Below are 24,328 nucleotides of genomic sequence, written 5' to 3' on the forward strand. Positions count from 1 at the left end.
TTGAACTAGACAGCGGAAGAGGGGCCTCACCTATGAAAATTGCATTCATCGCGCATGACCGAAAAAAAGAAGAAATCGTCAACTTTGTTATTGCCTATGAGCAGGTGTTTGTTGGCCACGAGCTCTATTCAACGGGTACAACTGGTACGAGAATTATGGAGCAAACGAATTTGAGCATTCACCGTTTCATGTCAGGACCGCTCGGCGGCGACCAGCAAATCGGCGCCCTTGTAGCCCAAAATGAAATGGATTTGATTATCTTTTTGCGTGATCCCCTAATGGCTCAGCCGCATGAGCCGGACATTATTGCGCTGCTTCGCCTTTGCGATGTGCAGGGCATTCCAGTTGCGACCAACGTGGCGACAGCCGAATTGCTCGTCAAGGCGCTGGAACGCGGCGATTTTGCCTGGAGAGAGCTTGTTCATAAGTACAAGCCTGAATTGCCGTTATGAGTGAGCGCTTAGATATTCTCGTATTTGGCGCTCATGCAGATGATGCTGAAATCGGAATGGGCGGCACTATTGCCAAGCATACGATGGCAGGCATGCTGGTTGGCATTTGTGATTTGACCGAAGCGGAGATGTCTTCGAATGGCACCGTAGAGCAGCGAAGGCGCGAAGCCGATGAAGCTGCTGCGGTGCTTGGTCTTTATTCACGGACCAATCTGCAGTTGCCGGATCGCGGCCTTGAGCTAACACGCAGCAATATCGACAGCATCGTGGCAGAAATCCGCCGCACCAGCCCGCGCATCGTATTTGCGCCGTATTGGGTTGATCGGCATCCCGATCATATTGCATGCAGCCAGCTGGTTGAGGAAGCTGTATTCAATGCCAAGCTGCGAAAATATATGCCGGAGCTGCCGCCTGTTCAGGTGCAGCAGCTCATTTATTACTACATAAATGACATGGAGCAGGTTTCGCTCGTCGTAGACGTTAGTGAGCAATACGAAACGAAGCGCCAATCGCTGCTAGCTTACCGCTCGCAGTTTCAAGCGGTTTCCCAATCGGAAGACCGCGTTTCGACGCCGCTCACCGACCGCTATGTGGAACGAGTAGAAGCAAGGGATATGCTGCTCGGTCAGGCACGCTCCTGGCAGTATGCGGAAGGATTTGCTTTAAAGCGGCCGCATGAGGTGAAATTATTTTAGAAGGCCGGGCAACCGGTTTGGCAAGATATACAAACCATTAGGAATAGTATTGATTATAAAAGCTAGAGACGGCAGGAGTGAGCATGACATGGCACGTAAGTTGAAAATCGGGATAACCTGTTATCCTACGCTTGGCGGCTCTGGTGTCGTTGCGACTGAGCTCGGCAAGCTGCTTGCTGAGCGGGGACATGAAATTCATTTTATAACGCACAGCATTCCGTTCCGGCTAGGCCATTTTAATAAAAATATTTTTTTCCATGAAGTTGAAGTCAATGATTATTATGTATTTCGGTATCCGCCTTATGATTTATCACTGGCAAGCAAGATGGCACAGGTTGCCAAGATGGAGAAGCTGGATTTGCTTCATGTGCACTATGCGGTTCCTCACGCCGTCTGTGCCCATCTCGCCAAGCAGATGATCGGCGATGAGCTCAAGACGGTTACTACGCTGCATGGAACGGATATCACGGTGCTCGCGCAGGATGAGTCGCTTAAGGACTTGATTAGGCTTGCCATTAACAAAAGTGATGCTGTAACGGCGGTTTCCCAGGATTTGATCCAGGAGACGAGAAGGCTGCTTGATATTACGAAGCCGATTGATCTGACCTATAATTTCGTTGACAAGCGCATTTATTATCCTCGGGACGTCGCTTCGCTTCGCCTGGATTATGCCAGTCCGAACGAAAAAATATTAATGCATATTTCCAATTTCCGTCCTGTTAAGCGGGTTTCTGACGTTATTGAAATTTTTCAGCAGGTTGCTAAAAAAGTGCCTTCGAAGCTGCTGCTCGTTGGGGAAGGCCCTGAGCTGTCGAAAATCCAGTGTAAAATCCGTGAAATGGGACTGGAGGATCGCGTCGTATTTCTGGGCAAGCAGGAGGATGTAGCGCAGGTGATATCGCTTGCTGATGTGCTGCTGCTCCCTTCGGAGAAAGAGAGCTTCGGTCTAGTAGCGCTGGAGGCCATGGCTTGCGGCGTACCGACGATTGGCTCGACTGCTGGCGGTATCCCTGAGCTGGTGACGCATGGAGAGACGGGCTTCCTTAGCCCGATAGGCGATGTAGACAGCATGGCCGCCAATGCGATTCGTTTGCTGACAGACGAAGAGCTGCATGCGAAGTTTAAGGAAGCTTGCATATACCGCGCCTGCCATGCTTTCTGTAATGATCGCATTACGGCTGAATATGAAGAAATATATTATCGCGTGCTGGGCATGGAAGCTGAGCTTCCTGCGTCTGCGGTCGTTTGCGAATAAGAGGATAGAGGGTGAGAAGATGGAGCGCTGCACCTCGATTCCGCAAGCAATGCGAGAGGCGCTGCCCATTCTCGCAACCTTGAACGGGCACGGCCATGAAGCCGTGTTCGTTGGAGGCTGCGTGAGGGATACCGTTATGGGCCTCGCGCTTAAAGATGTAGATATTGCGACGTCGGCGACACCGGAGCAGGTTGTTGCCTTATTTGCGTATTGTATTCCAACTGGCCTGCAGCATGGGACGGTGACGGTGATGCAGGATGGAACAGGGTATGAGGTAACGACGTATCGCAAGGAATCCGTATACGAGAAGCATCGCAGGCCAGAAAGTGTGGCTTTTATTTCGGATCTTAAAGAAGATTTGCTGCGGCGGGATTTGACGATTAATGCGATGGCGATGCGTTTAAGCGGAGATTATTACGATCCGTATGGCGGCATGAGCGACATACAGTCGAAGCAGGTGCGCTGTGTAGGGGACGCGGAAGCCAGGTTTCAGGAGGATGCGCTTCGCATGCTGCGTGCTCTCCGCTTCGCTTCGCAGTTCAGCTTTCGCATCGTGTACCGCACTTGGCGGGCGCTGCTCAAGCACCGCGAGCTGCTGCGCTACGTAGCGATGGAGCGTGTGCAGGCCGAGCTTGATAAAATGATTGGCGGACCGGCTCCGCATTATGCAGCAGCGCTGCTCGCTGGCAGCGGCCTTCTTGCTTACACCCTTGAGCCTTTGCCGGCCGCTCGTGCCTTGCTTGCTGAGGCAGCGAAGACGGAGCGTATTCAGCTTGACTATTTGCCTGCGCTACATGGGGTGGACATTCGTTATGCAGCATTGATGACGCAGCCAAGCGTTACCCCTCAGGAGGCAAAAGCAACGCTGCAGGCGCTGCGGATGTCAGGAAGCCGCAGCGGCGTCATTATGGCGATTGTGTCGCTTCATCATGATATGGTCGTTAACCGGAGCCCGAACGAAGAGAAGCTTCGTGCAAGCTGGATTGAGGCCGTTCTGCGCTACGGACAGGTAGCAGCAGCAAGCTGGCTGCATATTGCAGAAGCATCTGGGCGGGAGCACGCTTTTTGGGCGGATGTGCCGCGGATGAAGCTTTGGCTGTCGCAAATGGAAATTTCCTCGCTCAAGGAGCTGGCGCTAGACGGCAATCAGCTTGCGGCCTATTGGGATCGCAAACCGGGCGCCTGGATGGGCAAGACGCTGAAACGGCTGCTGCTGCTAGTCGCCCTTGGCGAGCTTTCTAATTCGCAGGAACAGCTGCTGAAACAAGTTGACAGATGGAAGGAAGAGACGGATGAGTCATGAAAACTTGCTGCGTTTGTTTGCAGATCGCGACGGCGAATATGTATCTGGCGAGCATATTAGCCGCGAGCTGAAAGTGAGCCGCACGGCAGTATGGAAGCAAATACGCAAGCTGGAGTCACAAGGATTTGAATTTGAAGCTTCACGCCGGCTCGGTTATCGTCTGCTTTCCATGCCGGACAAGCTGGACATGGCTGCTTTGCTAACCAGTCTTAAAACCAAAAAATTTGGTCAAAAGCTGCAGGTGCTGGAATCGGTCGAATCGACGCAAAATATTGCGCAAGCGCTAGCGGAAGGCGGGGCGGAGGAAGGTATGCTCGTTGTTGCTGAGCAGCAGCTGAGCGGTCGGGGCCGCATGGGCCGAGGCTGGATATCGCCTCTGGGCAAAGGCATTTGGATGAGCATGGTCATGCGTCCAACGGTGCCGATTTATTTTGCTCCGCAGCTAACGCTGCTTACGGCAGTAGCGCTTTGCCGCAGCCTTAAGCGGCTGACGAAGCTCGACATCGGCATCAAATGGCCCAACGATCTGCTCATTAATGGCAAAAAAATCAGCGGCATATTGCTCGAATCCGCCGCAGAGGATGAGCGGCTGCGCTATGTCATTGCCGGAATCGGCATCAGCGTTAATTTGCAGCAGGCCGATTATCCCGAGGAGCTTTTGGAAAAAGCGACCTCCCTGCGTATGGCAAGCGGCGAGAAACAAATACGCGAAGCGATAATTGCCGATTTTTTGCTGGAGTGGGAGCAGCTGTATGAGTTGTATCAAAGCGAGGGCTTTGCCCCGATTGTTACGCTATGGGAGTCGCTTTCGGTTTCGCTTCACAAGCCAGCTACGCTTTTAACGCCGCAAGGTGTCGTTGAAGGCACGCCGAGAGGGCTTGATGCTAGCGGAGCGCTTATCGTAGAAAAGCCGGATGGCAGCCAGGCGCTTATTTTTTCTGCAGAAATGGGCGAGCCGCGGGGCGAGTAATATTTACGGATCGACATATTTTTGCTAGTATGGGGTTAACGGGCGGTATCTGAAAAGAGCTGCACTGTGCTAAACCTCATGCCAGCATCGGCATGGAATTGCAAGAAAGTTTTGTTGGAAGTACAAGTAGTCTGCTCTGAGCCGAAAGGACCGAGACAGAAGGAAGCAATAAAGTGATATACGTTTCCTTTTTCGTTTGGGGACCTTTTTAGCGACGGCTAAAAGGTTTTTTTGTGTTTATCCTAAAACAGAATTGAAGAAGGGATGAGGCCAAGATGAGGAAACGTTTAACGATAACGAATTTGCAGCAAATGAAAGAGGAGAGCAATAAGCTTACCGTCATGACTGCTTACGATTATCCGTCAGCTATGCTTTCGGAGGAGGCTGGCGTCGATATTATTCTTGTAGGGGATTCGCTTGGCAATGTGGTGCTCGGCTACGATACGACGCTTCCGGTCACTTTAGACGATATGATTTATCATACGAAAGCGGTAGCACGCGGGGCACGCAATACGTTTATTGTGACGGATATGCCCTTCATGACATACGGAATTGGGCGTGAAGCTACGCTGCGCAATGCAGCCAGAATGATGCAGGAGGGCGGCGGCCAGTCGCTTAAGCTTGAGGGCGGCGTCGAAATTGCGGGCGAAGTGGCGGCTCTGGTCAAAGCGGGCATTCCGGTGATGGGACATATCGGGCTCAAGCCGCAATCGATTCACACGCATGGCGGCTTCAAGGTACAAGGAAAGCAGGAGGCGGAAGCAGAGCAAATCCTGCAGGATGCCAAGGCACTTGAACAGGCAGGCGCTTACGCCATCGTACTGGAGCTTGTAACGGAGACGATTGCGGACCGTATTAGCCGCGAACTGTCGATTCCAACGATTGGGATTGGGGCTGGCCGCGGATGCGATGGACAGGTGCTTGTGTATCACGATATTTTGCAATATTCATCACCGGTCATTAAGAAAAAAATGGTTAAAGTGTACGCAGACATAGGCTCGACGATTCGCGATGCCATCGGAGCTTTTGTAAGTGAAGTCAAATCCGGTGAGTTTCCAGCGGAGGAGCATGTGTTCGGCAAAAGGTCTGAGGACGCTGTAGACAGCCTCTATGGCGGTTCAGCGACCCGCGAGCAGACTAATGGTGTCAAAGGTGCGGGTGAAAGCCAGCAGGCTGGAGAGGGGAATGAGCAGCGTGATTTTGTGCCGAACCATAGATGAGCTAAAAGAGCAGCAAAAGAAGATGTGGAGCGGCGGCAGCAAGCCAAGCATCGGTTTTGTGCCAACGATGGGTTATTTGCATGAAGGACATGCCAGTTTAATGCGGCAGGCAGCAGCAGAAAATGATATTAGCGTGCTGTCGATTTTCGTCAACCCGCTGCAATTTGGGCCGAACGAGGATTTTGAAACGTATCCGCGCAATGAGCAGCGCGATTTATCCATCGCTGCTGAAAACGGCATTGATATCGTATTTATGCCATCGGTCAGCGAAATGTATCCGCGCAAGGTGCTGACGAAGGTGCTCGTCAGCGATGTAACAGACCGCTTATGCGGCGCATCGCGCCCTGGTCATTTTGACGGCGTTGGAACGGTCGTCAGCAAGCTGTTTCATCTGGTGCAGCCAGACCGGGCCTACTTTGGCATGAAGGATGCCCAGCAAGTCGCAGTCATTCAGCAAATGACCGATGACTTGAATTTCCCTGTTACGATCGTGCCATGCCCGATTGTGCGGGAGCCGGATGGCCTTGCGCTTAGCTCGCGCAACGTATATTTGAATGCGGAGCAGCGGTCGCAAGCTGCTGCCCTTTCTTCATCGCTTGCAAAGGCGCGGGAATGGATGAAGGACGCCTCGCTAACGCCAGCAGAGCTTGTGAACAAAGTGCGTGCTGCGATTAGCGAAGCACCGCTTGCCAATATCGATTATGTCGAAGTACTGGAATACCCTGCACTTGCCACACCTGTTGCTGACGTTCCTTTTCAAAGTACCCGCAAGCGTTACATTTTGGCTTTAGCCGTAAAATTCGGGGCGACCCGTTTAATTGATAATGAGCTGTTTGAACCTTTGGAGGTGAATGGCAATGTTTAGAACGATGATGAAATCAAAGCTGCACCGCGCGACGGTAACAGAGGCAAACCTCAATTACGTCGGCAGCATTACCATTGATGAGGATTTAATGGATGCGGCGGATCTTTGGGCCAATGAAAAGGTGCAAATCGTAAACAATAATAATGGTGCCCGCCTTGAAACATACGTTATAAAAGGGGAGCGAGGCTCTGGCGTTATTTGCCTCAATGGCGCAGCTGCCCGACTCGTACAGCCAGGAGATACGGTCATTATTATTTCTTATGCATCGATGACGGAGGAAGAGGCTAGAAATTACAAGCCGCGCGTCGTTATTTTGGATGAGGCGAACCGTCCGGTGTCGCAAATGACGGAAGAAATTCATGCGACGATTTTGTAAGCAGGCGCAAGTCAGTTCCTCCGTTATGTAAAGGCTGGTTCCAAGTATGAAAAGCACCCGCTTAACAAAGAATGAGGTTATCACTCCTCAATTCTTTGGTGAAGGCGGGATGCATGATGTTCCAGCATATGTTTGCGACGATGAACGAAATGCTCGACAACATTATTGATTCCTACCCTCTGGCGGCGGAGGAACAGAAGCAATATTATGACGAGCAGCTTTACGCTTTGAAGCAAATCAGCGATTCTTTAATTGAGCAATGGATTGATTTTGAAGAAAAATTTGCCGTTTTCACAGAGGAAGAGGCCGAGCCTTCAAATGCTTCACTGCTTACAGCAGCAGCGGAGTATGTAGGACAAGCGCCAGCGGCTGTGCAGCCACTGCAGCAGCAGCAAGCAGAAAAGCCAAACGTCTCACAGCAGCCTATTTCTGGCATGACTGTGGAGCAAGCGGAGCTCATATCCAAAGGACAAGGCTATTATCAATTATTTATGTTTTCCCATGCTGCAAAGCAGTTCCAGCTTGCTGTAAACCACCTGCCGGAATGCAATTTAGCAAGGCTGTTTTTGGCTATGACGAATATGCACCTGCAAAATTGGAGTGAGGCGCAGCGTCATTTTCAACTGCTAATTGAACTTACGGACTATCCGAAATGGCTCGCTTTAAGCTATAATGCCCTTGGGTGCATTCAAGCGGTTCATTTAAACTTGGAGCAGGCAGAGCAATTTTTCCTTAAAGCCTATGAGCTGGACCCAAGCTTTAAGGATCCGCTGAATAATTTGCAGAGCTGCCGGGAACGTCCGCAGCAGTTGTCATTATTGTTCGGCAGCACGGAGCTATGCTGCTTGTGAGAGGATCGGATTTATTTTATGAAATATGCAGTGCTTGATTTGGAAACGACCGGACACAGCGCCTCCGATGATATTTTGCAGGTGGGGCTGGTCCTCCTTGATGATGATCTTGAAGTTATTCATACGTATAATTCGTTTGTAAAGCCAACGATTGCGATACCACCGTTTATTACGCAGCTAACGGGCATTGACGAGGCAATGGTGGCGGATGCTCCTGAGCTGTCTGATGTGCTGATGGATATGATTCCGCTGCTTGATGATGCGGTGCTTGTCGCGCATAATGTCAATTTTGACGCTGGTTTTCTGAACCAAGCGCTTGATCGCAGCGGCTACCACACGTTTGCAGGGCGCAGGCTCGATACGATTGAGCTGCTGCGCATTCTTTTTCCATCGATTACGTCTTACCAGCTTGGTGCTGTGTCTGAGCAGTTCGGCATTACGCATGATCATCATCATCGCGCTGATAGCGATGCGATGGCGACCGCCGTTATATTCGCCAAATCAGTTCAAAAGCTACGGAGCTTGCCGCTGCTGACTTTGCAGCGGTTATCTTCGCTTGTAGACAATGGCAGCGATTTAAGCTGGTTTATTACACTGACGCTTAAGCAGGTGGAACAGAACATCGTTATGGGTGTTCCGGATTATGATTTTTTCAACCAGTTTGCGTTGAAAGCCAGAGAATGGACAGAGGAAAAGCCCGCGCGAAGCGAAGAGGGAGCCTCGCCTTTGCAGGATATGTCATTCGAGCAATATTTGGATGAAATCAAGCAGCGTTTTATTGAGCAATTCCCGAATTATGAAGAACGCGAAGCGCAAATGACGATGTTCCATGAAGTGTTTGATTCGCTGGACAGCAAACGCCATTTGCTCATTGAAGCGGGTACAGGTACAGGAAAGTCTCTCGGTTATCTGATTCCAGCGCTCTATTATGGTATCCGTCAAGATGAGAAGATAGTCGTCAGCACGCATACCATTAATTTGCAAGAGCAGCTAAGGCATCGCGATGTGCCGCTGCTTAAACAGATTTTGCCGATAGAGTTCCGAGCTTCTATTTTCAAGGGCAGAGGGAATTATTTGTGCCTGCGCAAATTTGAAAGTAAAATAAATACGAGGGATATGATGTCCCCCGTTGATGATGCAATTACTGCCTCGCAAATGGTCGTTTGGCTGGGCGAGACGGAAACAGGCGATCAGGAAGAGCTGAATTTCAGCAACAAGGGGACTGATTTCTGGTCGACCGTTGCCAGTGATGCAGATTCCTGTCTGAACCGGGCTTGTCCTTGGTTCAAACGCTGCTATTACCATCGTGCTAAGCATGAAGCTAATATTGCCGATGTGTGCATTACGAATCACTCCATGCTGTTTACAGACATTCAAGCGGATCATCGGCTGCTGCCGACTTACAGCCATTTGATTGTCGATGAAGCACATCATGTGGAGGAAGTAGCCAGCAAGCATTTAGGCATGCAGCTCGGCTATTATTCGATAACGAATGCGATTACGCGGATGTTCAAGGATAGTCGTTCCGGCTTGCTGCCATCGTTGCGCATTCATCTTCAGCAGGAAAGCGATGAGCGGGTTCAAGGCTGGCTTGAAACGATTGACACCATTATCCCGACCTTCACGGAAGTGAAGGAGCATTGGGAGAGGCTGTTTGAAATGCTGTACAGCTTTGTGCAAGCTTCTCCTGACGCGATGGGTGAAAACAATCAATCCGTTTATCGTCTGCGAGGCGATAGCCTGCCGGAAGGCTGGTCCGAAGTGCTCGCCGAAGAGACCAATATTCATACGGAGCTCATTCGCGTGCTGAAGACAGCTGAGAAAATGTCCGAGGAAATTAAAGACCGCATCGATGAGCTGGCCGTACAGGCGCTTGTAACGGATCTGAATGGCGTTTTGCGCGATTTGACGAGAGTTAAGGATGATCTGCGCAGCTTTATGAAAGTCGATCAGACGACTGACGTATTCTGGCTGGAAGCCAACATGACCTACAAGCATCGCTCGCTGCATCTTTATGCGGTGCCGATTGATGTGAGCAGCCAGCTTCAGCAGTATTTATTTGATGTGAAGGACAGCATTATTTTAACGTCAGCCACCCTTTCGGTGCAAAAGTCATTCCAGTTCGCCGAAGAGCAGCTTGGACTTAGCGGCTTTGAAGAGGCGGGCAGATTGCGCACCGTGCAGCTGGCATCGCCGTTTAATTACCGGGAGCAGGCGCTCGTCATTATTCCGCGCAATTTCCCTGTTCTTAAAGGCTCGGCGGGCGAGCCCGCATTTATTTCAATGCTCGTCTCTTCTTTGGCAGATGCAGTGCAGCAGACCAATGGCAGAATGCTGGTGCTGTTCACCTCTTACCGAATGCTCAAGCAGGTATATGACCCGCTTAAAGCGGCGCTCGCGGCCACCAGCCTTCAAGTGCTGGGCCAAGGCATCGACAGCGGCAATCGTACGAAGCTGACGCGGCGTTTTTTGCAGCAGCCAGAGTCCGTACTGCTTGGTACAAGCAGCTTTTGGGAAGGCGTTGATATTCCAGGCGAAGCCTTGACTTGCCTTGCCATCGTCCGATTGCCGTTCCAACCGCCCAATCATCCGCTGCTGGAAGCGAAGTCGGAATTGCTGCAGCGCCAAAAGCAAAATCCATTTATGAAGCTGTCAATTCCGCAAGCGGTTATTCGCTTCAAGCAGGGATTCGGCAGGCTCGTGCGAACGGCGAAGGATAAAGGCATTGTCATTATTTATGATACGCGAGTGATTGAAACGTATTATGGCAAGCATTTTCTGTATTCCTTGCCTGGCCCGAAAATTGAGCATATGCATATAGAGCAAATTGTACCGAGAATGAAAGAATGGCTTGGTGCCGAGAGGGAGGAGGAGAACGGGTGAAGCAGACGAAAATATCGGAGGCCGTCGTAAGACGCCTCCCCATTTACCTGCAAGTGCTGAACGAGCTGAACAACCGGGAGGTGCAGACCGTTTCGTCCCAGGAGCTTGGCGTCAAGCTGGATTTGAATCCGGCGCAAATCCGCAAGGACTTGGCGTATTTCGGCGATTTTGGCCGTAAGGGCATCGGCTATGATGTGACGTATTTAATTGAAAAAATCCGCCAAATTCTCAAGCTTGATCAGACGATAAATGTCGCCCTTGTCGGAGCTGGTAATTTAGGCCATGCGCTGTGCAATTATAATAAATACTCCAAAGACAATATGAAAATCATCGCGGTGTTTGATGTGCATCCATCTAAAATCGGCTCGCAAATTAATAATTTGACCGTTATGCCGATGGATATGCTGAAACAAACGGTGGAGGAAAACAATATCCGGATCGGCATTATAACCGTTCCCGGATTTGAAGCGCAAAACGTTGCTAATCAATTTATTGACGCCGGCATTGAAGGCTTGCTTAATTTTGCCCCAGCGATATTGAAGGTACCTGAGGAAATTCGCATACATCATGCTGACTTTACGAAAGAGCTGCTAAGTCTGGCCTATTACTTGGAGAGGGAAAGGGATGACGAAAATGAGCCAAATTTGGATTGAAAATGGACGTTTTGTAACGATGGAGGATGGCGAGCATGTGCTGCAAGGGCATATGGTTGTAACCGATGATCGCATTACATATATCGGAGCAGAAGCTCCAACTGGGCTGCAAGCCGATGTGCAAAAGCTGGATGGCAGCAAGCTTGCTTTTATGCCGGGTCTAGTAAACACGCATGGACATGCGGCTATGACTTTGCTGCGCGGCTATTCCGATGATCAAAACCTGCAAGTATGGCTGGAGCAAAAAATGTGGCCGATGGAAGGCAAATACATCGACCTTGATACCCGTGCGGGCAGCGCGCTTGCCGTGGTGGAAATGCTTAAATCCGGTACGACAGCTTTCGTGGATATGTATGACCGCATGGACCAGCTGGCCGAAGTTGTTGAACAGTCCGGCATTCGCGGCTGTCTGACGCGCGGCGTCATCGGCCTTTGCCCGGAGGATGTACAGCAAGCTAAGCTGGCGGAAGCGATTGCTTTCGCACGCGATTGGAACGGCAAGGCCGATGGCCGGATTACGACGATGATTTCGCCGCATGCGCCTTATACATGCCCGCCAGATTATATTGAGAAATTTGTTCAGGCCGCTCATGATTATGATTTGCCACTGCATACGCATATGTCAGAATCGATTGCCGAAGTAGAGCAGAACGTTCGCGATTATGGCGTTCGTCCCGTTCAGCATCTCGACAATTTAGGCTTCTTCTCGCGTCCGGCGCTCGTTGCTCATGCGGTGCATTTGAATGACGAGGAAATTGCGCTGCTGGCTGAACGCAAAGTAGCCGTATCGCATAACCCGGTCAGCAACCTCAAGCTGGCAAGCGGCATTGCCCGCGTGCCTGCTTTGCTTCGCGCAGGTGTAACTGTATCATTAGGCACGGACAGCGCGGCGAGCAACAACAATCTTGATCTATTCAAGGAAATCAATCTTGCGGCTTTGCTGCATAAAGGTGTTTCTGGCGATCCTACGGTTGTGCCAGCCATTGAAGCTTTGCGTATGGGAACGGTATACGGCGCTCGCTCCATTTGGCAGGAGGATTCCATTGGCCGCCTGCGCGTTGGCATGAAGGCTGACTTCATCGCGATCGATATTGAACAGCCGCATTTTTATCCACAGACGGATATTGTGTCCCATTTGGTATATGCCGGCTCTGGCCGCGACGTTAAGCATGTATGGGTGGACGGCCGCCAAGTTGTACGGGATGGCGAATGCACGCTGCTTGATGAGGAGAAAATTCGTCACGATGCTCAGGCGAGCTTCGAGAGGCTGTTGAAGGCATAATGCGGGCGAGAACGAGAAAGCCGTTTTGGACGGTAAAACGGGCTGTCTTTATTTCAGTTATTTTTGTTATCGCATTGCTGACCGTTACGATTGTTTATTACCGAACTGTGCATAAGGATTTATGGGCAGAGGAAGCCCCTATTAAAGCGCATGCTATTGAAGCCGCGCAGTTGACGGAAGTCACCGGGATGACGAAGCAGGTGTGGGATGGCATTTCCTGGGTTGTAAAAGGGAATACGGCTGATGAACAAGACGTTTATGTATTTCTAACGACAGCGGAAGGTCCTGTGCTCACGGTGAAAGCGACCGAGCATATTACTCAAGAGCAGGCGGATACTGCTTTACTGGGCAGCGAGCCGGATGCGGATATTAAAAGAACACAGCCGGGTTTGCTGAACGGCGAGCCGGTATGGGAAATTTTTTATAGCCGTGATGAAGCGATAACGAAATATTATTATGCGTATTATTCGTTCCGCGATGGCGCATTTTTGAAGAAATATAGTTTAGTAGGTGACAAGGCGTCCTAGCTGTAATGGATGCCTTAGCTGTAACAGTTGGAATTGCTGGCTATTATTACACCCCCTTATTCAACAGGCGATGTGATATACTTTCGTGTATCGGAGTGGATATGCGTTTGGTATATCACCGTCATTTTGAGAGGGGGATTTTTACGATGTTCAAACTCAAGATTATGCCGATTTTGCTAACAGCTGCTGCGTCCGCCCTCGTTTTATTTGGAGGCTGGCTTATTTATCATCAGGTTGCATTCGCAGCTCCGCTTGCCAAGGCGGTTGATTCAATAGAAGGCATTGTTTCATCCGAGACACCTATTATGGATACGGACCGTATTACTTTCCCGCTGACGCTTTCAGCTGGAGCGGATTTAAAGCATGTATATGAAACGATAGCGGGGCAAAGCAAATCTGTCATTGGAGGCCGCGACATTCAGCTCGATATTGCGAATACAAGCTCGAACGCCAAGCTGGATCAGCTTTGGTCATCGTCTCTATTCAAAGTGGCTGAAGCGATGGAGCACAAAAACTATTCGACTATTCCTGAGACGTTGAAAGCTTTGGCGGATGAACATTCAGGTGTTCACGCCGTTACCGATATGGATGACACCAATATATACATTACGCTGAAAGATGGTACGGCTACGAAGTATATCGTGCTTCCGCGTGTAGCCGCACAGCTGGAGGTGTCCAGTTATGCGTAAATACGGCATCGAAATGGCAATTGGTTTTATTCCGGTATTGATTGCCTTTCTTTTATTTGTGAATGTGAATTTAATGCCTTTTGTGCTGCTTGTCATTATCGCAGCTGCTGTCGTTTATTTAGCGACCGGCAGAGGAAAGCTTGCACATGCTTCAGGTACGAAGCGGCGGAAGGTATCGGACAGCGTGCCATTCTCCTTTGAGCAAATTGGCGGACAGGAGCGTGCCAAGCAGGAGTTGATCGAGGCGCTCGATTTTCTAGTCCGGCATGAGGAACTGAGCAAGCTCGGCATTCGGCCGTTGAAGGGAATTTTGCTGACGGGACCGCCGGGAACCGGGAAGACGCTAATGGCGAAGGCAGCCGCGCAATATACCGATTCGATTTATTTGGCTGCCTCCGGCAGTGAATTTGTGGAGATGTACGTCGGCGTCGGGGCAGGCCGGATTCGTGACTTATTCAAAGAAGCGCGGACGAAAGCGAAGAAAGCGGGCAAGGAAAGCGCCGTTATTTTTATCGATGAGATCGAGGTTATCGGCGGCAAGCGCGATGGCGGACAGCATCGGGAATATGATCAAACGCTTAATCAGCTGCTTACGGAAATGGACGGCATTCATGCGGATACGGCACCGCGGCTGCTCATTATTGCGGCAACGAACCGTAAGGAAATGCTCGACAGCGCACTGCTGAGGCCCGGACGATTCGACCGCCATATTGGTGTGGAGCTGCCGGACAAAAAAGCACGCTATCAAATATTGAATATCCATGCGGCCAACAAGCCGCTTGCCGATACAGTGGAGCTGGAGAAAGTAGCTGCTGAGTCGTTCGGCTTCTCCGGCGCACAGCTTGAGAGCGTCATGAACGAAGGCGCCATTTATGCGATGCGGGAGCAAAGCGAGGTCATTGAAGAGCAGCATCTGGCTATGGCGATTGACAAGGTCATGATGGGCGAGAAGACGGATCGCGAGGCGACGAAGGAGGAGCGCGAGCGTGTGGCGCTGCATGAGCTCGGCCATGCGATATCAGCAGAGCTGCTCCGCCCGGGCAGCGTATCTCAGGTTGCCTTGTCCCCACGTGGTCAGGCGCTAGGCTATGTGCGTCATAATCCAGAGCAGGACCGTTATTTATATACGAGGGATTTTCTGAATGGGCAAATTATGATTGCGCTTGGTGGGGCGGCGGCTGAGGAAATCTTCTACGGCAATCGCAGCACAGGGTCGCGTGGCGACTTTGATCAGGCGATGAACATTGTTCGTACGCTCGTCGAATCAGGCTTAACGGAGCTCGGCATTATTCATCCCGAAATGATGACGCCTGACGCCTGGGCGAAGATCAATCGCTCCATCCTTGACGATTTAATGGCCAAGACGACTGCGATGCTGGCGACGAAGCGTCAAGTTTTTCTGGACGCGCTTGATGTCCTGATCCGTGAAGAAACGCTCAGCGGCATTGAATTTCGTGAATTGCTTAAGAAGTTGTCACATAGCGCATAATAATTCAGCATGAATAATCCTCAATTTATTACAATTTGAAGGCAGACGACATGTCTGTCTTCTTTTTTTTCAGAAAACCGTTATAATAAACATTGAACATAACTATAAAGAGAATGTTTCTCATTTACATGCTGTAGGGAAACGACAAGGAGAGAATCATGTCTATTAAAAAAGTTGGCGTAGTTGGCGCAGGAACAATGGGCCAGGGTATTGCTGAAATGTTGGCCTCTAATGGGCTGGACGTTCATTTAATCGAGATTTCGGAAGAACGATTGACATATGGCAGGCAAATGATCGAGCTTAGCCTGGACAAACAAATCGAGAAATGGGCTTTGACACAGGCGGAGAAGAAGCTGATTATGAATCGTATTCATATGACTTTGTCTTATGATGCACTGGCCGAATGCGAACTGGTCATTGAGACGGTTACCGAGGACTTGGAAAGCAAGAAGGCTGTCATTAGCCAAATAGACGACATTTGCGGCGCTGATGTTATTTTGGCGAGCAATACGTCGACGCTCAGCTTGACGGAGCTGGCTAGCGCATCTGCACATCCGGAACGGGTGATTGGACTTCATTTCATCTATCCGGTACTCAAAATCGATTTGGTAGAAATTGTTCGTGGTCTTAAAACGAGCGAGGATACCTTTACGAGCACGAAACATTTCGTTGAAGAAATTATTCATAAAAAAGGCGTCATGGTATTTGAATCTCCCGGATTCGTAACATCCCGCCTTATTTGCTTGTTCATAAACGAAGCTCTGCACGTATTGGAGGAAGGCGTTGCTTCTGCGGAAGACATCGACAGCGCGATGCGTATCGGCTATTCCTTCCAGCACGGTCCTTTCGAGATGGCAGACCGCTTCGGTCTCGATTCGGTGCTTGCTGCACTGGACCGCATGTTCCGCGAATATGGCGAGCTCAAATACCGCCCTTCCATCGTCTTGAAAAAAATGGTGCGTGCTGGCCAACTGGGTGCGAAAACTGGCGTTGGCTTTTTCAAATATGACAAGGATGGGGATCGGATCTAATGAAAGTACTCGTTATTAATGCAGGAAGCTCTTCTCTAAAATATCAGCTTTATGACATGCGCAATGAATCAGTGCTGGCAAGCGGCCGAGTTGAACGGATCGGCATGGATTCCTCTATCGTAACGCATGAACCAGCGGACAAGCCGGAAGTGCGCGATGTGAGCGAAATTTTGGACCATGTGACGGCAGTTAAAAAGGTTATCGACATGCTGACTCATCCGGAACATGGCGCAGTTGCGACAATGGATGAAATAGAGGCGGTCGGACACCGCGTTGTGCATGGCGGGGAAGTATTCAACAGCTCCACGCTTGTTACACCTGAGGTTAAGCTTGAAATTCGCCGCTTGTTTGATCTGGCGCCGCTGCATAATCCAGCCCATATGATGGGGATTACGGCGGTTGAGGCGAATATGCCGGGCGTTCCACAGGCTGTTGTATTCGATACAGCGTTCCACCAGTCGATGCCGAACACCTCTTACCTATACCCAATCCCGCAGGTGCTCTACCGTCGCCACAAGGTACGCCGCTACGGCTTCCACGGCACATCGCACCAATATGTGAGCCAGCAAGGTGCAGAGCTGCTTGGAAAGCCGCTGGAGTCGCTTAAAATGGTTACAGCGCATATTGGAAACGGCGCAAGCTGCACGGCGATTTTGGATGGCAAATCGTTTGATACGAGCATGGGCATGACCCCGCTTGAAGGTTTAATGATGGGTACGCGCAGCGGCGATCTTGACCCGGCGATCGTTCCTTTCGTCATGAATAAAGAAGAGCTGACGCTTAGCGAAGTTAATTCCATGCTGAATAAGCATAGCGGCATGCTGGCGATTTCAGGCATCAGCAGCGACATGCGCGAAGTAACGGAAGCGATGGAGGAAGGCGACCGTAATGCGAAGCTTGCTTTTGATATGTACACGTATCGCGTTCGTAAATATATCGGTGCTTATGCAGCTGCGATGAACGGCATTGACGTCCTGCTGTTTACAGCAGGCGTTGGCGAAAACTCTTCGGCGCTTCGCAAAGCGGTATGCGATGGCATTACTTTCCTTGGCATTGAGTTGGATGAAGAGAAAAATGCAAAGCGCAGCAAGGAAGCGCGGGTTATTTCGACAGAGGCTTCGCGCGTGAAGGTGCTGGTTGTTCCTACGAATGAAGAGCTCTTGATCGCTCGCGATACGTATACACTGGTACAAGCACAGGCTGCTGGAGAAGCAAACGTTTAAAGAAAGCAGGTTTAACGGAAAGGCGGGCAAGCAGTGAGCAATGATGACATCTGGAAAGCTTACTCGCGCGGTATGGCGGCTGTAATGGAGGAGGGCGGTGTGCATATTTACGCCGTGCTGCTGCGTTCTTATCGGCAGCTTGGGCTGACGGATAGCGAGCTGCTGCTGCTGCTGCAGCTTAAGGCATTTCGGGAAACGGAGGAAAATGGTTTCCCGACGCCAGACGAGCTGGCGGAGCGTATGGGCGCAAGCGAGCGCAGCATTGTCGAGCAGCTTGGGAAGCTGATGAAAGAAGGTTTCCTAGCGATAGATGAGCACTTGGACTCCCAAACAGGTATCCAATCCGAGCAGTATAATTGGAGCGGCTGGCTGCTAAAGGCAGCGGAATGGGCAGCTCTGGAAAAACGCGAGTCGAAAAAAGCGGAGAAAGCACAGCGCCAGCCGGTGCAGCGCGTTGCAAATCCGGTCAATCTGTTTAATATTTTTGAACAGGAGTTTGGCCGGCTGCTATCCCCCATCGAATGCGAGACCATTAGCGGGTGGATGGACGAGGATAAATATGCGGAAGAGCTTATTCGCTTTGCCCTTAAGGAAGCGGTATTTGCCGGGAAGCTAAGCTTCCGCTACATTGACCGCATCTTAATCGAGTGGAGCCGCAATCGTGTAACGAACGAGGATGAAGCTCGCGCCCATGCGCAGCGTTTTCGCGGCGGCAGGGGATAAGCGCAGGAAGCGTCTGGTTATTATGCAAGTGAAGTGAATCAATGCGTCTATGGATTGAATATAGCGGCGGCCGTCATCCTTTATAGGGTGGCGGCTGTTTTTTTTAGGCTTTTTGGTTGCTTATTTACGAGAGGTAGGAACTCCGCTAGTGAGAAGCGAATTTAAGAAGTAACTTGATTAAAGGAGATGAGCAGAGCGTGCAGCTTACAAACAAAATTGGAGTAATTGTCGATAGCTTTGGCGTCGGCGTAAGCGAAGGCTTGCGACTGGCAAAGGATGTTGGAGCGGAGGGTGTACAAATATATGCAGTGGATGGAGAAATGGACCCTGCTGTACTGACAGGAGCAAAGTGCAAGCAGCTCAAGGACGAAATTGCCCAGCTAGGGCTTGAAATATCGGCGTTATGCGGCGATTTAGGTGGACATGGTTTTCAGGATAAACGGGCCAATCCGTTAAAAATCGAAAAATCCAAACGCATTCTGGATTTAGCGGTTGAACTGGGGACAAACATTGTTACGACCCATATTGGCATCGTACCGGACGATCCGAATAGCGAAGTGTATGCGTCCATGCAGCAGGCGTGCGAGGAGCTGGCGAATTATGCAACTAGCCAACAGGCGTATTTTGCGATTGAGACGGGGCCGGAAACAGCGGCGCATCTGAAGGCATTCCTTGATACGCTAGGCTCGCGGGGCGTCTCGGTTAATTTTGATCCAGCGAATATGGTCATGGTTACTGGAGATGATCCTGTGAATGGGCTATACCTCCTAAGGGATTATGTTGTGCATACGCATGTGAAGGATGGCGTCCGCCACCGTGTTATGGACCCCCGGCAAGTATATGGAGCGCTAGGCTATGAAAAAATGGACCATGGGCAAATCGCGCAAATGGCGTCCGAAGGCCCGGACTTTTCAGAGCTGCCGCTTGGCGAGGGCCGCGTAAATTTTGATGCTTATTTTAAGATGATACAGACGATCGGGTATCAGGGCTATTTGACGATTGAGCGCGAGGTTGGTACGCAGCCAGAGGAGGATATTCGCAAAGCTGTCGAGTTTATTAAACGATACCGCTAACCAACGGCAAATAATCCTGATGACACGTAGGCCACCAACGTTCCTTCATCATCAAACCTCTCCAGTACGTCATGGAGAGGTTGTTTTGGTGTGATTTAATTCATGAAGTAGCAGAATCATTTCGTATCAGGCTTGAAATAAAAAAGAGGACCCCTGCTAAATGCAAGGCTCCTCTCATGGCCGCTTAATTCCGCGGTGATTTGTTTAAACTGTCTACAATCCGGGCCAGTGTTCTGCTCTGCCGGAGGGGTAACAAAAAAAATAGATTGAACGCAAAATAACGCCATGGTATAATCGATAGCGTCATTGACAATGCAGATTAAAGATGTATCCAATTTTATTCCCACTTTAATTGTACATCTGGAACTTTGATTTGTCAATGCTCTTTTTTATCCCGGAAAAACGGAAAAAGGAGTGTGTTCAGGAGAATGGATACGAAGGATTGGCGGCAAGAACAGGAGAGACTGGAATGGATCAGGAACAAGCTGCAGGCGAGGATTGCTGAACTGGAGCCGGAGGTTGCCGGACTGCGCGATCAAGCTGCGGACATCCGCAAGCGGTTTTGGGAAGAGGTTACGATCAACACAAGCACGCAAGAAGATTTCGAAGAAACCTTCTACACGATTAACCAGCAGTCCGCGGTATTGGCCGAACGGGAGCGGGGCCGCAAGCTATTGGCGCAGCAATGGGACAGCATGAAACGTCTGCATCCATCTCCTTATTTCGGACGCCTCGACTTTCAGGAGGATGGTCTGGGCTTCAGCGAGCAAATCTATATTGGCGTATCTTCCTTCATCGACGATGACGGTTTGAGCTTTCTGATTTATGACTGGCGTACGCCCATCGCGAGCCTTTACTACGACTATTCCCCCGGCTTGGCGTCTTATGTCACGCCAGCTGGACAAATCGAAGGGACGATGGAGCTCAAGCGCCAGTTTCAGATTCAAAGCGGGCAAATCCAGAGCATGTTTGACGCGAGCGAGACGATCGGAGACGAATTGCTGCAGCAAGTGCTCGGCAAAGGGGCGGACTCGCAAATGAAGAGTATCGTGGCCACCATACAGAGGGAACAAAACATCATCATCCGCAATGAAAAAAGCCGGATGCTTATCGTACAGGGGGCGGCCGGCAGTGGCAAAACTTCAGCGGCATTGCAGCGAGTGGCGTATTTGCTGTACAAACATCGCCAGTCGATCAAGGCCGATCAAATCGTTCTTTTTTCGCCGAATCCGATGTTTACCAGTTATATCTCCACCGTCCTACCGGAGCTTGGTGAAGAGAACATACAGCAGACGACTTTTCAAGAATATCTCGACTATTGGCTAGGTTCTTCGTTACGGCCGGAGGATGCTTTTGATCAAATTGAATATGTACTGACCGCACAAGGGGTGCCGGGGTATGAGGCTCGACTTCAGGGGATCGAATATAAAGCTTCCGAGGTTTTCCTGCAAGCCCTGAAGGACTATGGCGTGTGGTTGGGACAAAAAGGCATGCGATTCAACGGTATCCGGTTTCGGGAACGCGATCTGATTGCCGCAGAGCGAATAAAAGCGAAATTTTACGAATATGACCGTTCTCAGCCGTTGCTCAATCGTATCGAACTTTTACAGGAATGGCTGCTGAAAGAACTGGCTTTGCTGGAACGTAAGGAGCGGGAAGCGCCTTGGGTGCAGGAAGAGCTGAATTATCTCGATGCCGAGCAGTACGCGGAAGTTTTCGGAATGCTGCACAAAGATAAGGAAGTATTCGACATTGCGGAACAATACGCGGTAGTTCGCGAGAAAATAAGCAACAAGCTTCGGGAAGATGAAGGCGACTTTGACTTCGCCACAAGGGAGGAAGAGCTGCACCGCCGCAGGATCGTGAAAGAATGCTTTAAACCGCTAAGGAAAATGGTGAAGAAGCTATCGTTCGTAGATATTAAAGGCATATATGGCCAACTGTTTGTTGACGAAGCCGCTTATCAAGAGAAAACGAATGGGGCTGTCGTCCCACCGCTGTGGCCTGAAATATGCAGGCAAACGAAGGAATCGCTGCTTCGCAATGAGCTATTCTACGAGGATGCGACTCCTTATTTGTATGTAAAAGAACTGATCGAAGGCGTCCGGACGAACAAGGAAATCCGGTATGTGTTCGTAGACGAGGGTCAGGATTATTCGCCGTTTCAATATGAATATTTAAAAAAGCTGTTTCCACGTGCTCGGATGACGGTGCTCGGTGATTTTGGGCAAGCGATCTTCATGCAGGCTACAAGTTTGTCCGCATCCGACTCGCCGCTGGTCCGCCTTTATGGCGAAGCCGAAACGAGCCTAGTATGCCTTGTACGCAGTTATCGTTCAACCAGGGAGATAGTTGAATTTACGAGATCGATGCTTCCAGGCGGGGAAGAAATTGCACCTTTTGAAAGGCGAGGCCACAAGCCCCTTCTGACGAGAAGGGCCAGCGAGGAGAAGCGTGATGCGCAAATGATGGCAGACATCGCAGCGCTCAGGGCTGAGGGCTTCGATTCCATCGCCGTCATTACGAAGACCGCAGCCGAAAGCCGGGAGGCTCATGAATCGTTGCGGATATATGGAGGCGCAGCTCTGCAGCTCATTACGAAGGAGACGCTGGGCTTTGAAAAAGGAGTGATGGTCATTCCCGTGTATCTCGCCAAGGGTGTCGAGTTCGATGCAGTCTTGATCTATGATGCTTCGCCCGAAGCTTACGGACAGAATAACGAACGCAAGCTTCTTTACACGGCTTGTACGCGGGCTATGCATCGGCTTCATCTTTATACGGCGGGCAATTGGTCGCCATTCGTGCAGTCATTGCCTGCGAATTTGTATGAGAAAGCTACATCTTGATGGATCGGGGAAAACTTCGACCCCGATAAGCTGCTGATCATATTAGAAATCCATTTTGCTCCGAAACTGACGATGTCTCAATAAGCTGCCGGGCAAAAAATGTAAGCCTTGTGATTGTATAAACGTTGCAAATGAAATTTGCTTAAAGCTATATAGTTGTGTATAATTATTCATTATAAAGAATATATATGCATGGTAGGGGAGAGCTTTATGACATATAAGGTATTTGTTGACGGACAAGAAGGCACGACGGGCTTAAAGATTTTTGAGTATCTGTCTAAGGTGTCGGACATTGAAGTTCTCAGGATTGACTCTGACAAAAGAAAAAATCCTGAAGAACGAAGTAAATTCCTTAATAGTGCAGATATCGTATTTCTTTGTCTGCCCGATTCGGCTGCTAAAGAGTCAATTGAGCTTGTGAAAAATGACAAAACAAGAATCATTAATACCAGCACTGCCTTTAGAACAGATAAAAGCTGGGTATATGGTCTGCCTGAGTTGAAAAATCAAAGAGAACTCATACAGTCCGCATCGAGAGTATCCGTTCCAGGCTGTCATGCCACTGGTTTTATTCTTACGATTAGACCGCTAATTGAAGCAGGCATACTTCCAGAAGATTACCCTGTAACGTGTTATTCCTTGACTGGCTATTCCGGAGCTGGCAAAAGCGGAATAGAGGAATATGAGAATTCAGAATTAGCAGCTGAAAGAAAGCTCCATGTTCCAAGGCATTATGCGCTGCAGCATAATCATAAGCATATACCTGAGATGTTGATGTATTCAGGACTTTTATATGAACCATTATTCACGCCCATAAAAGCTAATTATGCACAAGGACTCGCGATGTCAGTCCCCTTAATTAGCAGGATTTTGTCCAAAAACGCTTCTGCAAAAGAGGTACATGAAGCATTATCCGCTTATTTTGAATCGGAGCGTTTTGTACATGTCATGCCATACGATTCAGAAGCAAACCTTGATGAAGGACACTTCATGATTTCGGAGTGCAATAACACGAACCGATTGGAAATTTTTGTTTTTGGACAAAAGGGCAAGGTGAATATTATTTCAAGATACGATAATTTAGGAAAAGGTGCATCAGGGGCTGCAGTGCAAAATATGAATCTCATGCTTGGATTGGATGAAGGGAATAGCTTATTGAACTAAATTCGTTTAGGCAAAATTTTTTCTGCTATCGAGTAACGTTATTTCAATAAAAATGCGTTGGTCCAGCTGTATTGTTATTCTAATAGGTCAACCAGAGATTTCTGGTTGGCCTATTTTTTCGTCCATGGCAACCGATTTTTCTTATAGTCGGGCTGGTCTAATCGTTTATTTCAATTGTACATGTGCTATTTCAAATTGTAGCTATTGAAATTTTGGAGCATTTCGGTGAAATGCTGCAGCGTGGCATCATCCCACTGTGAAATGCTGGCATAGAAGGCGGATTCTTTTTCCTTCAAGGCTTCTAAAGTTCGTTCCCGTCCAAGCTCGGTTAAGGATAAGCGTACGCCGCGGCGATCCTCAGGAGCCGTTTCACTCTGTACATAGTGCAGCCCCTTAAGCTGGTTGACCAGACGGCTGACGGAGCTGCGGTCCATAGCTGTTGCTTCGGCTAAAGCAGTGGCGCTAGTTGCCCCATAGGAGAGGAGCCACCGTACAATTAAAAAAGCGGCGGGCTGCAAGCTAGAGTCGAACCGCGCAGCAGCTCTGACATTCAAGGCGTGGGAGGCGCTGATAAGCGCATTAAGCTGCTCACCAAGCTTTAGCTCAAGCTGTGTTCTCGGTGCAAGCTGCTCTGATGGGTTATTGTCCATAATAAACATCTCCGTTGGCTCCATAGATTTACACTTGAATATAATTGACATATATCAAATAAAATCATATAGTTGATTTATGTCAATTATATGATTTTGCCTAGAAGG

General features: G+C 49.7%; 22 protein-coding genes. 21 read left to right on the forward strand and 1 reads right to left on the reverse strand.

The annotated features are described in order from the left end of the window. The first annotated feature begins 32 nt into the window (after positions 1-32). From AC6B99_RS25900 to argC, 21 genes are all read left to right on the forward strand, one after another. On the forward strand, positions 33-452 hold the full coding sequence (locus AC6B99_RS25900) for a methylglyoxal synthase (RefSeq protein WP_056028730.1): 420 nt from the start codon (positions 33-35) through the stop codon (positions 450-452). Further along, positions 449-1,147: a bacillithiol biosynthesis deacetylase BshB1 gene (gene bshB1 / locus AC6B99_RS25905; RefSeq protein WP_056028727.1), complete on the forward strand. Its 699-nt coding sequence runs from the start codon at positions 449-451 to the stop codon at positions 1,145-1,147. Before AC6B99_RS25900 ends, bshB1 begins: the two co-directional genes overlap by 4 nt. Positions 1,148-1,235: 88 nt before the next feature. After that, on the forward strand, positions 1,236-2,402 hold the full coding sequence (gene bshA / locus AC6B99_RS25910) for an N-acetyl-alpha-D-glucosaminyl L-malate synthase BshA (RefSeq protein ID WP_494864367.1): 1,167 nt from the start codon (positions 1,236-1,238) through the stop codon (positions 2,400-2,402). Positions 2,403-2,421: 19 nt separating this feature from the next. After that, a complete protein-coding gene (locus AC6B99_RS25915) occupies positions 2,422-3,705 on the forward strand; it encodes a CCA tRNA nucleotidyltransferase (protein ID WP_496664565.1) in 1,284 nt (427 codons plus the stop codon). After that, the gene (locus AC6B99_RS25920) at positions 3,695-4,675 is read left to right on the forward strand and encodes a biotin--[acetyl-CoA-carboxylase] ligase (protein ID WP_494864372.1); all 981 of its coding nucleotides are present in this window, start codon (positions 3,695-3,697) and stop codon (positions 4,673-4,675) included. The genes AC6B99_RS25915 and AC6B99_RS25920 overlap by 11 nt, the downstream gene beginning before the upstream one ends. Before the next feature lie 275 nt (positions 4,676-4,950). Beyond that, positions 4,951-5,895 (forward strand): 3-methyl-2-oxobutanoate hydroxymethyltransferase, encoded by a 945-nt coding sequence (gene panB, locus AC6B99_RS25925; protein WP_056028715.1) that lies wholly within the window; start codon positions 4,951-4,953, stop codon positions 5,893-5,895. Continuing rightward, a complete protein-coding gene (gene panC / locus AC6B99_RS25930; protein WP_494864592.1) occupies positions 5,870-6,760 on the forward strand; it encodes a pantoate--beta-alanine ligase in 891 nt (296 codons plus the stop codon). The genes panB and panC overlap by 26 nt, the downstream gene beginning before the upstream one ends. Then, complete coding sequence (panD, locus tag AC6B99_RS25935) at positions 6,753-7,136, forward strand: aspartate 1-decarboxylase (RefSeq protein WP_056028712.1); 384 nt, start codon at positions 6,753-6,755, stop codon at positions 7,134-7,136. Before panC ends, panD begins: the two co-directional genes overlap by 8 nt. 113 nt (positions 7,137-7,249) lie before the next feature. Then, a complete protein-coding gene (locus AC6B99_RS25940) occupies positions 7,250-7,987 on the forward strand; it encodes a tetratricopeptide repeat protein (RefSeq protein ID WP_496664566.1) in 738 nt (245 codons plus the stop codon). Positions 7,988-8,005: 18 nt separating this feature from the next. Next, positions 8,006-10,870 (forward strand): ATP-dependent DNA helicase DinG, encoded by a 2,865-nt coding sequence (gene dinG / locus AC6B99_RS25945; protein WP_496664567.1) that lies wholly within the window; start codon positions 8,006-8,008, stop codon positions 10,868-10,870. Next, a complete protein-coding gene (locus AC6B99_RS25950) occupies positions 10,867-11,523 on the forward strand; it encodes a redox-sensing transcriptional repressor Rex (protein ID WP_046232083.1) in 657 nt (218 codons plus the stop codon). The genes dinG and AC6B99_RS25950 overlap by 4 nt, the downstream gene beginning before the upstream one ends. Continuing rightward, on the forward strand, positions 11,504-12,805 hold the full coding sequence (locus AC6B99_RS25955) for an amidohydrolase family protein (protein ID WP_494864594.1): 1,302 nt from the start codon (positions 11,504-11,506) through the stop codon (positions 12,803-12,805). Before AC6B99_RS25950 ends, AC6B99_RS25955 begins: the two co-directional genes overlap by 20 nt. Then, on the forward strand, positions 12,805-13,332 hold the full coding sequence (locus AC6B99_RS25960) for a hypothetical protein (protein WP_056028699.1): 528 nt from the start codon (positions 12,805-12,807) through the stop codon (positions 13,330-13,332). The genes AC6B99_RS25955 and AC6B99_RS25960 overlap by 1 nt, the downstream gene beginning before the upstream one ends. Positions 13,333-13,478: 146 nt before the next feature. Continuing rightward, complete coding sequence (locus AC6B99_RS25965) at positions 13,479-14,021, forward strand: hypothetical protein (RefSeq protein ID WP_496664568.1); 543 nt, start codon at positions 13,479-13,481, stop codon at positions 14,019-14,021. Beyond that, a complete protein-coding gene (locus AC6B99_RS25970; protein ID WP_056028693.1) occupies positions 14,014-15,510 on the forward strand; it encodes an AAA family ATPase in 1,497 nt (498 codons plus the stop codon). The genes AC6B99_RS25965 and AC6B99_RS25970 overlap by 8 nt, the downstream gene beginning before the upstream one ends. Positions 15,511-15,668: 158 nt before the next feature. Further along, the gene (locus tag AC6B99_RS25975; RefSeq protein WP_056028690.1) at positions 15,669-16,541 is read left to right on the forward strand and encodes a 3-hydroxyacyl-CoA dehydrogenase family protein; all 873 of its coding nucleotides are present in this window, start codon (positions 15,669-15,671) and stop codon (positions 16,539-16,541) included. After that, positions 16,541-17,764: an acetate/propionate family kinase gene (locus tag AC6B99_RS25980; RefSeq protein WP_494880301.1), complete on the forward strand. Its 1,224-nt coding sequence runs from the start codon at positions 16,541-16,543 to the stop codon at positions 17,762-17,764. Before AC6B99_RS25975 ends, AC6B99_RS25980 begins: the two co-directional genes overlap by 1 nt. A 33-nt stretch (positions 17,765-17,797) precedes the next feature. Beyond that, positions 17,798-18,487: a DnaD domain protein gene (locus AC6B99_RS25985; RefSeq protein ID WP_081418557.1), complete on the forward strand. Its 690-nt coding sequence runs from the start codon at positions 17,798-17,800 to the stop codon at positions 18,485-18,487. A 197-nt stretch (positions 18,488-18,684) separates the two neighbouring features. Further along, positions 18,685-19,560: a sugar phosphate isomerase/epimerase family protein gene (locus AC6B99_RS25990; protein ID WP_496664569.1), complete on the forward strand. Its 876-nt coding sequence runs from the start codon at positions 18,685-18,687 to the stop codon at positions 19,558-19,560. A 428-nt stretch (positions 19,561-19,988) separates the two neighbouring features. Next, positions 19,989-22,406 (forward strand): RNA polymerase recycling motor HelD, encoded by a 2,418-nt coding sequence (helD, locus tag AC6B99_RS25995; protein WP_496664570.1) that lies wholly within the window; start codon positions 19,989-19,991, stop codon positions 22,404-22,406. 210 nt (positions 22,407-22,616) lie between these two features. Next, positions 22,617-23,570, forward strand: a complete 954-nt coding sequence (gene argC, locus AC6B99_RS26000; protein ID WP_496664571.1) for an N-acetyl-gamma-glutamyl-phosphate reductase — start codon at positions 22,617-22,619, stop codon at positions 23,568-23,570. A 185-nt stretch (positions 23,571-23,755) separates the two neighbouring features. On the opposite strand, the gene AC6B99_RS26005 is transcribed toward argC, so the two are convergent. Next, positions 23,756-24,220, reverse strand: coding sequence for a MarR family winged helix-turn-helix transcriptional regulator (locus AC6B99_RS26005; protein ID WP_056032632.1), 465 nt, complete (start codon positions 24,218-24,220; stop codon positions 23,756-23,758). Positions 24,221-24,328: the final 108 nt, after the last annotated feature.

Source organism: Paenibacillus liaoningensis (assembly GCF_059609455.1).

Excerpts from the sequence above, each read along its gene's own strand:
- AC6B99_RS25955 (WP_494864594.1), top strand. The coding sequence starts at position 11,504 with ATGAGCCAAATTTGGATTGAAAATGGACGTTTTGTAACGATGGAGGAT.
- AC6B99_RS25975 (WP_056028690.1), top strand. The coding sequence starts at position 15,669 with ATGTCTATTAAAAAAGTTGGCGTAGTTGGCGCAGGAACAATGGGCCAG.
- AC6B99_RS25900 (WP_056028730.1), top strand. The coding sequence starts at position 33 with ATGAAAATTGCATTCATCGCGCATGACCGAAAAAAAGAAGAAATCGTC.
- dinG (WP_496664567.1), top strand. The coding sequence starts at position 8,006 with ATGAAATATGCAGTGCTTGATTTGGAAACGACCGGACACAGCGCCTCC.
- AC6B99_RS25940 (WP_496664566.1), top strand. The coding sequence starts at position 7,250 with ATGATGTTCCAGCATATGTTTGCGACGATGAACGAAATGCTCGACAAC.
- AC6B99_RS25980 (WP_494880301.1), top strand. The coding sequence starts at position 16,541 with ATGAAAGTACTCGTTATTAATGCAGGAAGCTCTTCTCTAAAATATCAG.
- AC6B99_RS25970 (WP_056028693.1), top strand. The coding sequence starts at position 14,014 with ATGCGTAAATACGGCATCGAAATGGCAATTGGTTTTATTCCGGTATTG.
- panB (WP_056028715.1), top strand. The coding sequence starts at position 4,951 with ATGAGGAAACGTTTAACGATAACGAATTTGCAGCAAATGAAAGAGGAG.
- bshB1 (WP_056028727.1), top strand. The coding sequence starts at position 449 with ATGAGTGAGCGCTTAGATATTCTCGTATTTGGCGCTCATGCAGATGAT.
- argC (WP_496664571.1), top strand. The coding sequence starts at position 22,617 with ATGACATATAAGGTATTTGTTGACGGACAAGAAGGCACGACGGGCTTA.
- AC6B99_RS25965 (WP_496664568.1), top strand. The coding sequence starts at position 13,479 with ATGTTCAAACTCAAGATTATGCCGATTTTGCTAACAGCTGCTGCGTCC.
- helD (WP_496664570.1), top strand. The coding sequence starts at position 19,989 with ATGGATACGAAGGATTGGCGGCAAGAACAGGAGAGACTGGAATGGATC.
- AC6B99_RS25915 (WP_496664565.1), top strand. The coding sequence starts at position 2,422 with ATGGAGCGCTGCACCTCGATTCCGCAAGCAATGCGAGAGGCGCTGCCC.
- bshA (WP_494864367.1), top strand. The coding sequence starts at position 1,236 with ATGGCACGTAAGTTGAAAATCGGGATAACCTGTTATCCTACGCTTGGC.
- AC6B99_RS26005 (WP_056032632.1), bottom strand. The coding sequence starts at position 24,220 with ATGGACAATAACCCATCAGAGCAGCTTGCACCGAGAACACAGCTTGAG.
- AC6B99_RS25960 (WP_056028699.1), top strand. The coding sequence starts at position 12,805 with ATGCGGGCGAGAACGAGAAAGCCGTTTTGGACGGTAAAACGGGCTGTC.
- AC6B99_RS25920 (WP_494864372.1), top strand. The coding sequence starts at position 3,695 with ATGAGTCATGAAAACTTGCTGCGTTTGTTTGCAGATCGCGACGGCGAA.
- panD (WP_056028712.1), top strand. The coding sequence starts at position 6,753 with ATGTTTAGAACGATGATGAAATCAAAGCTGCACCGCGCGACGGTAACA.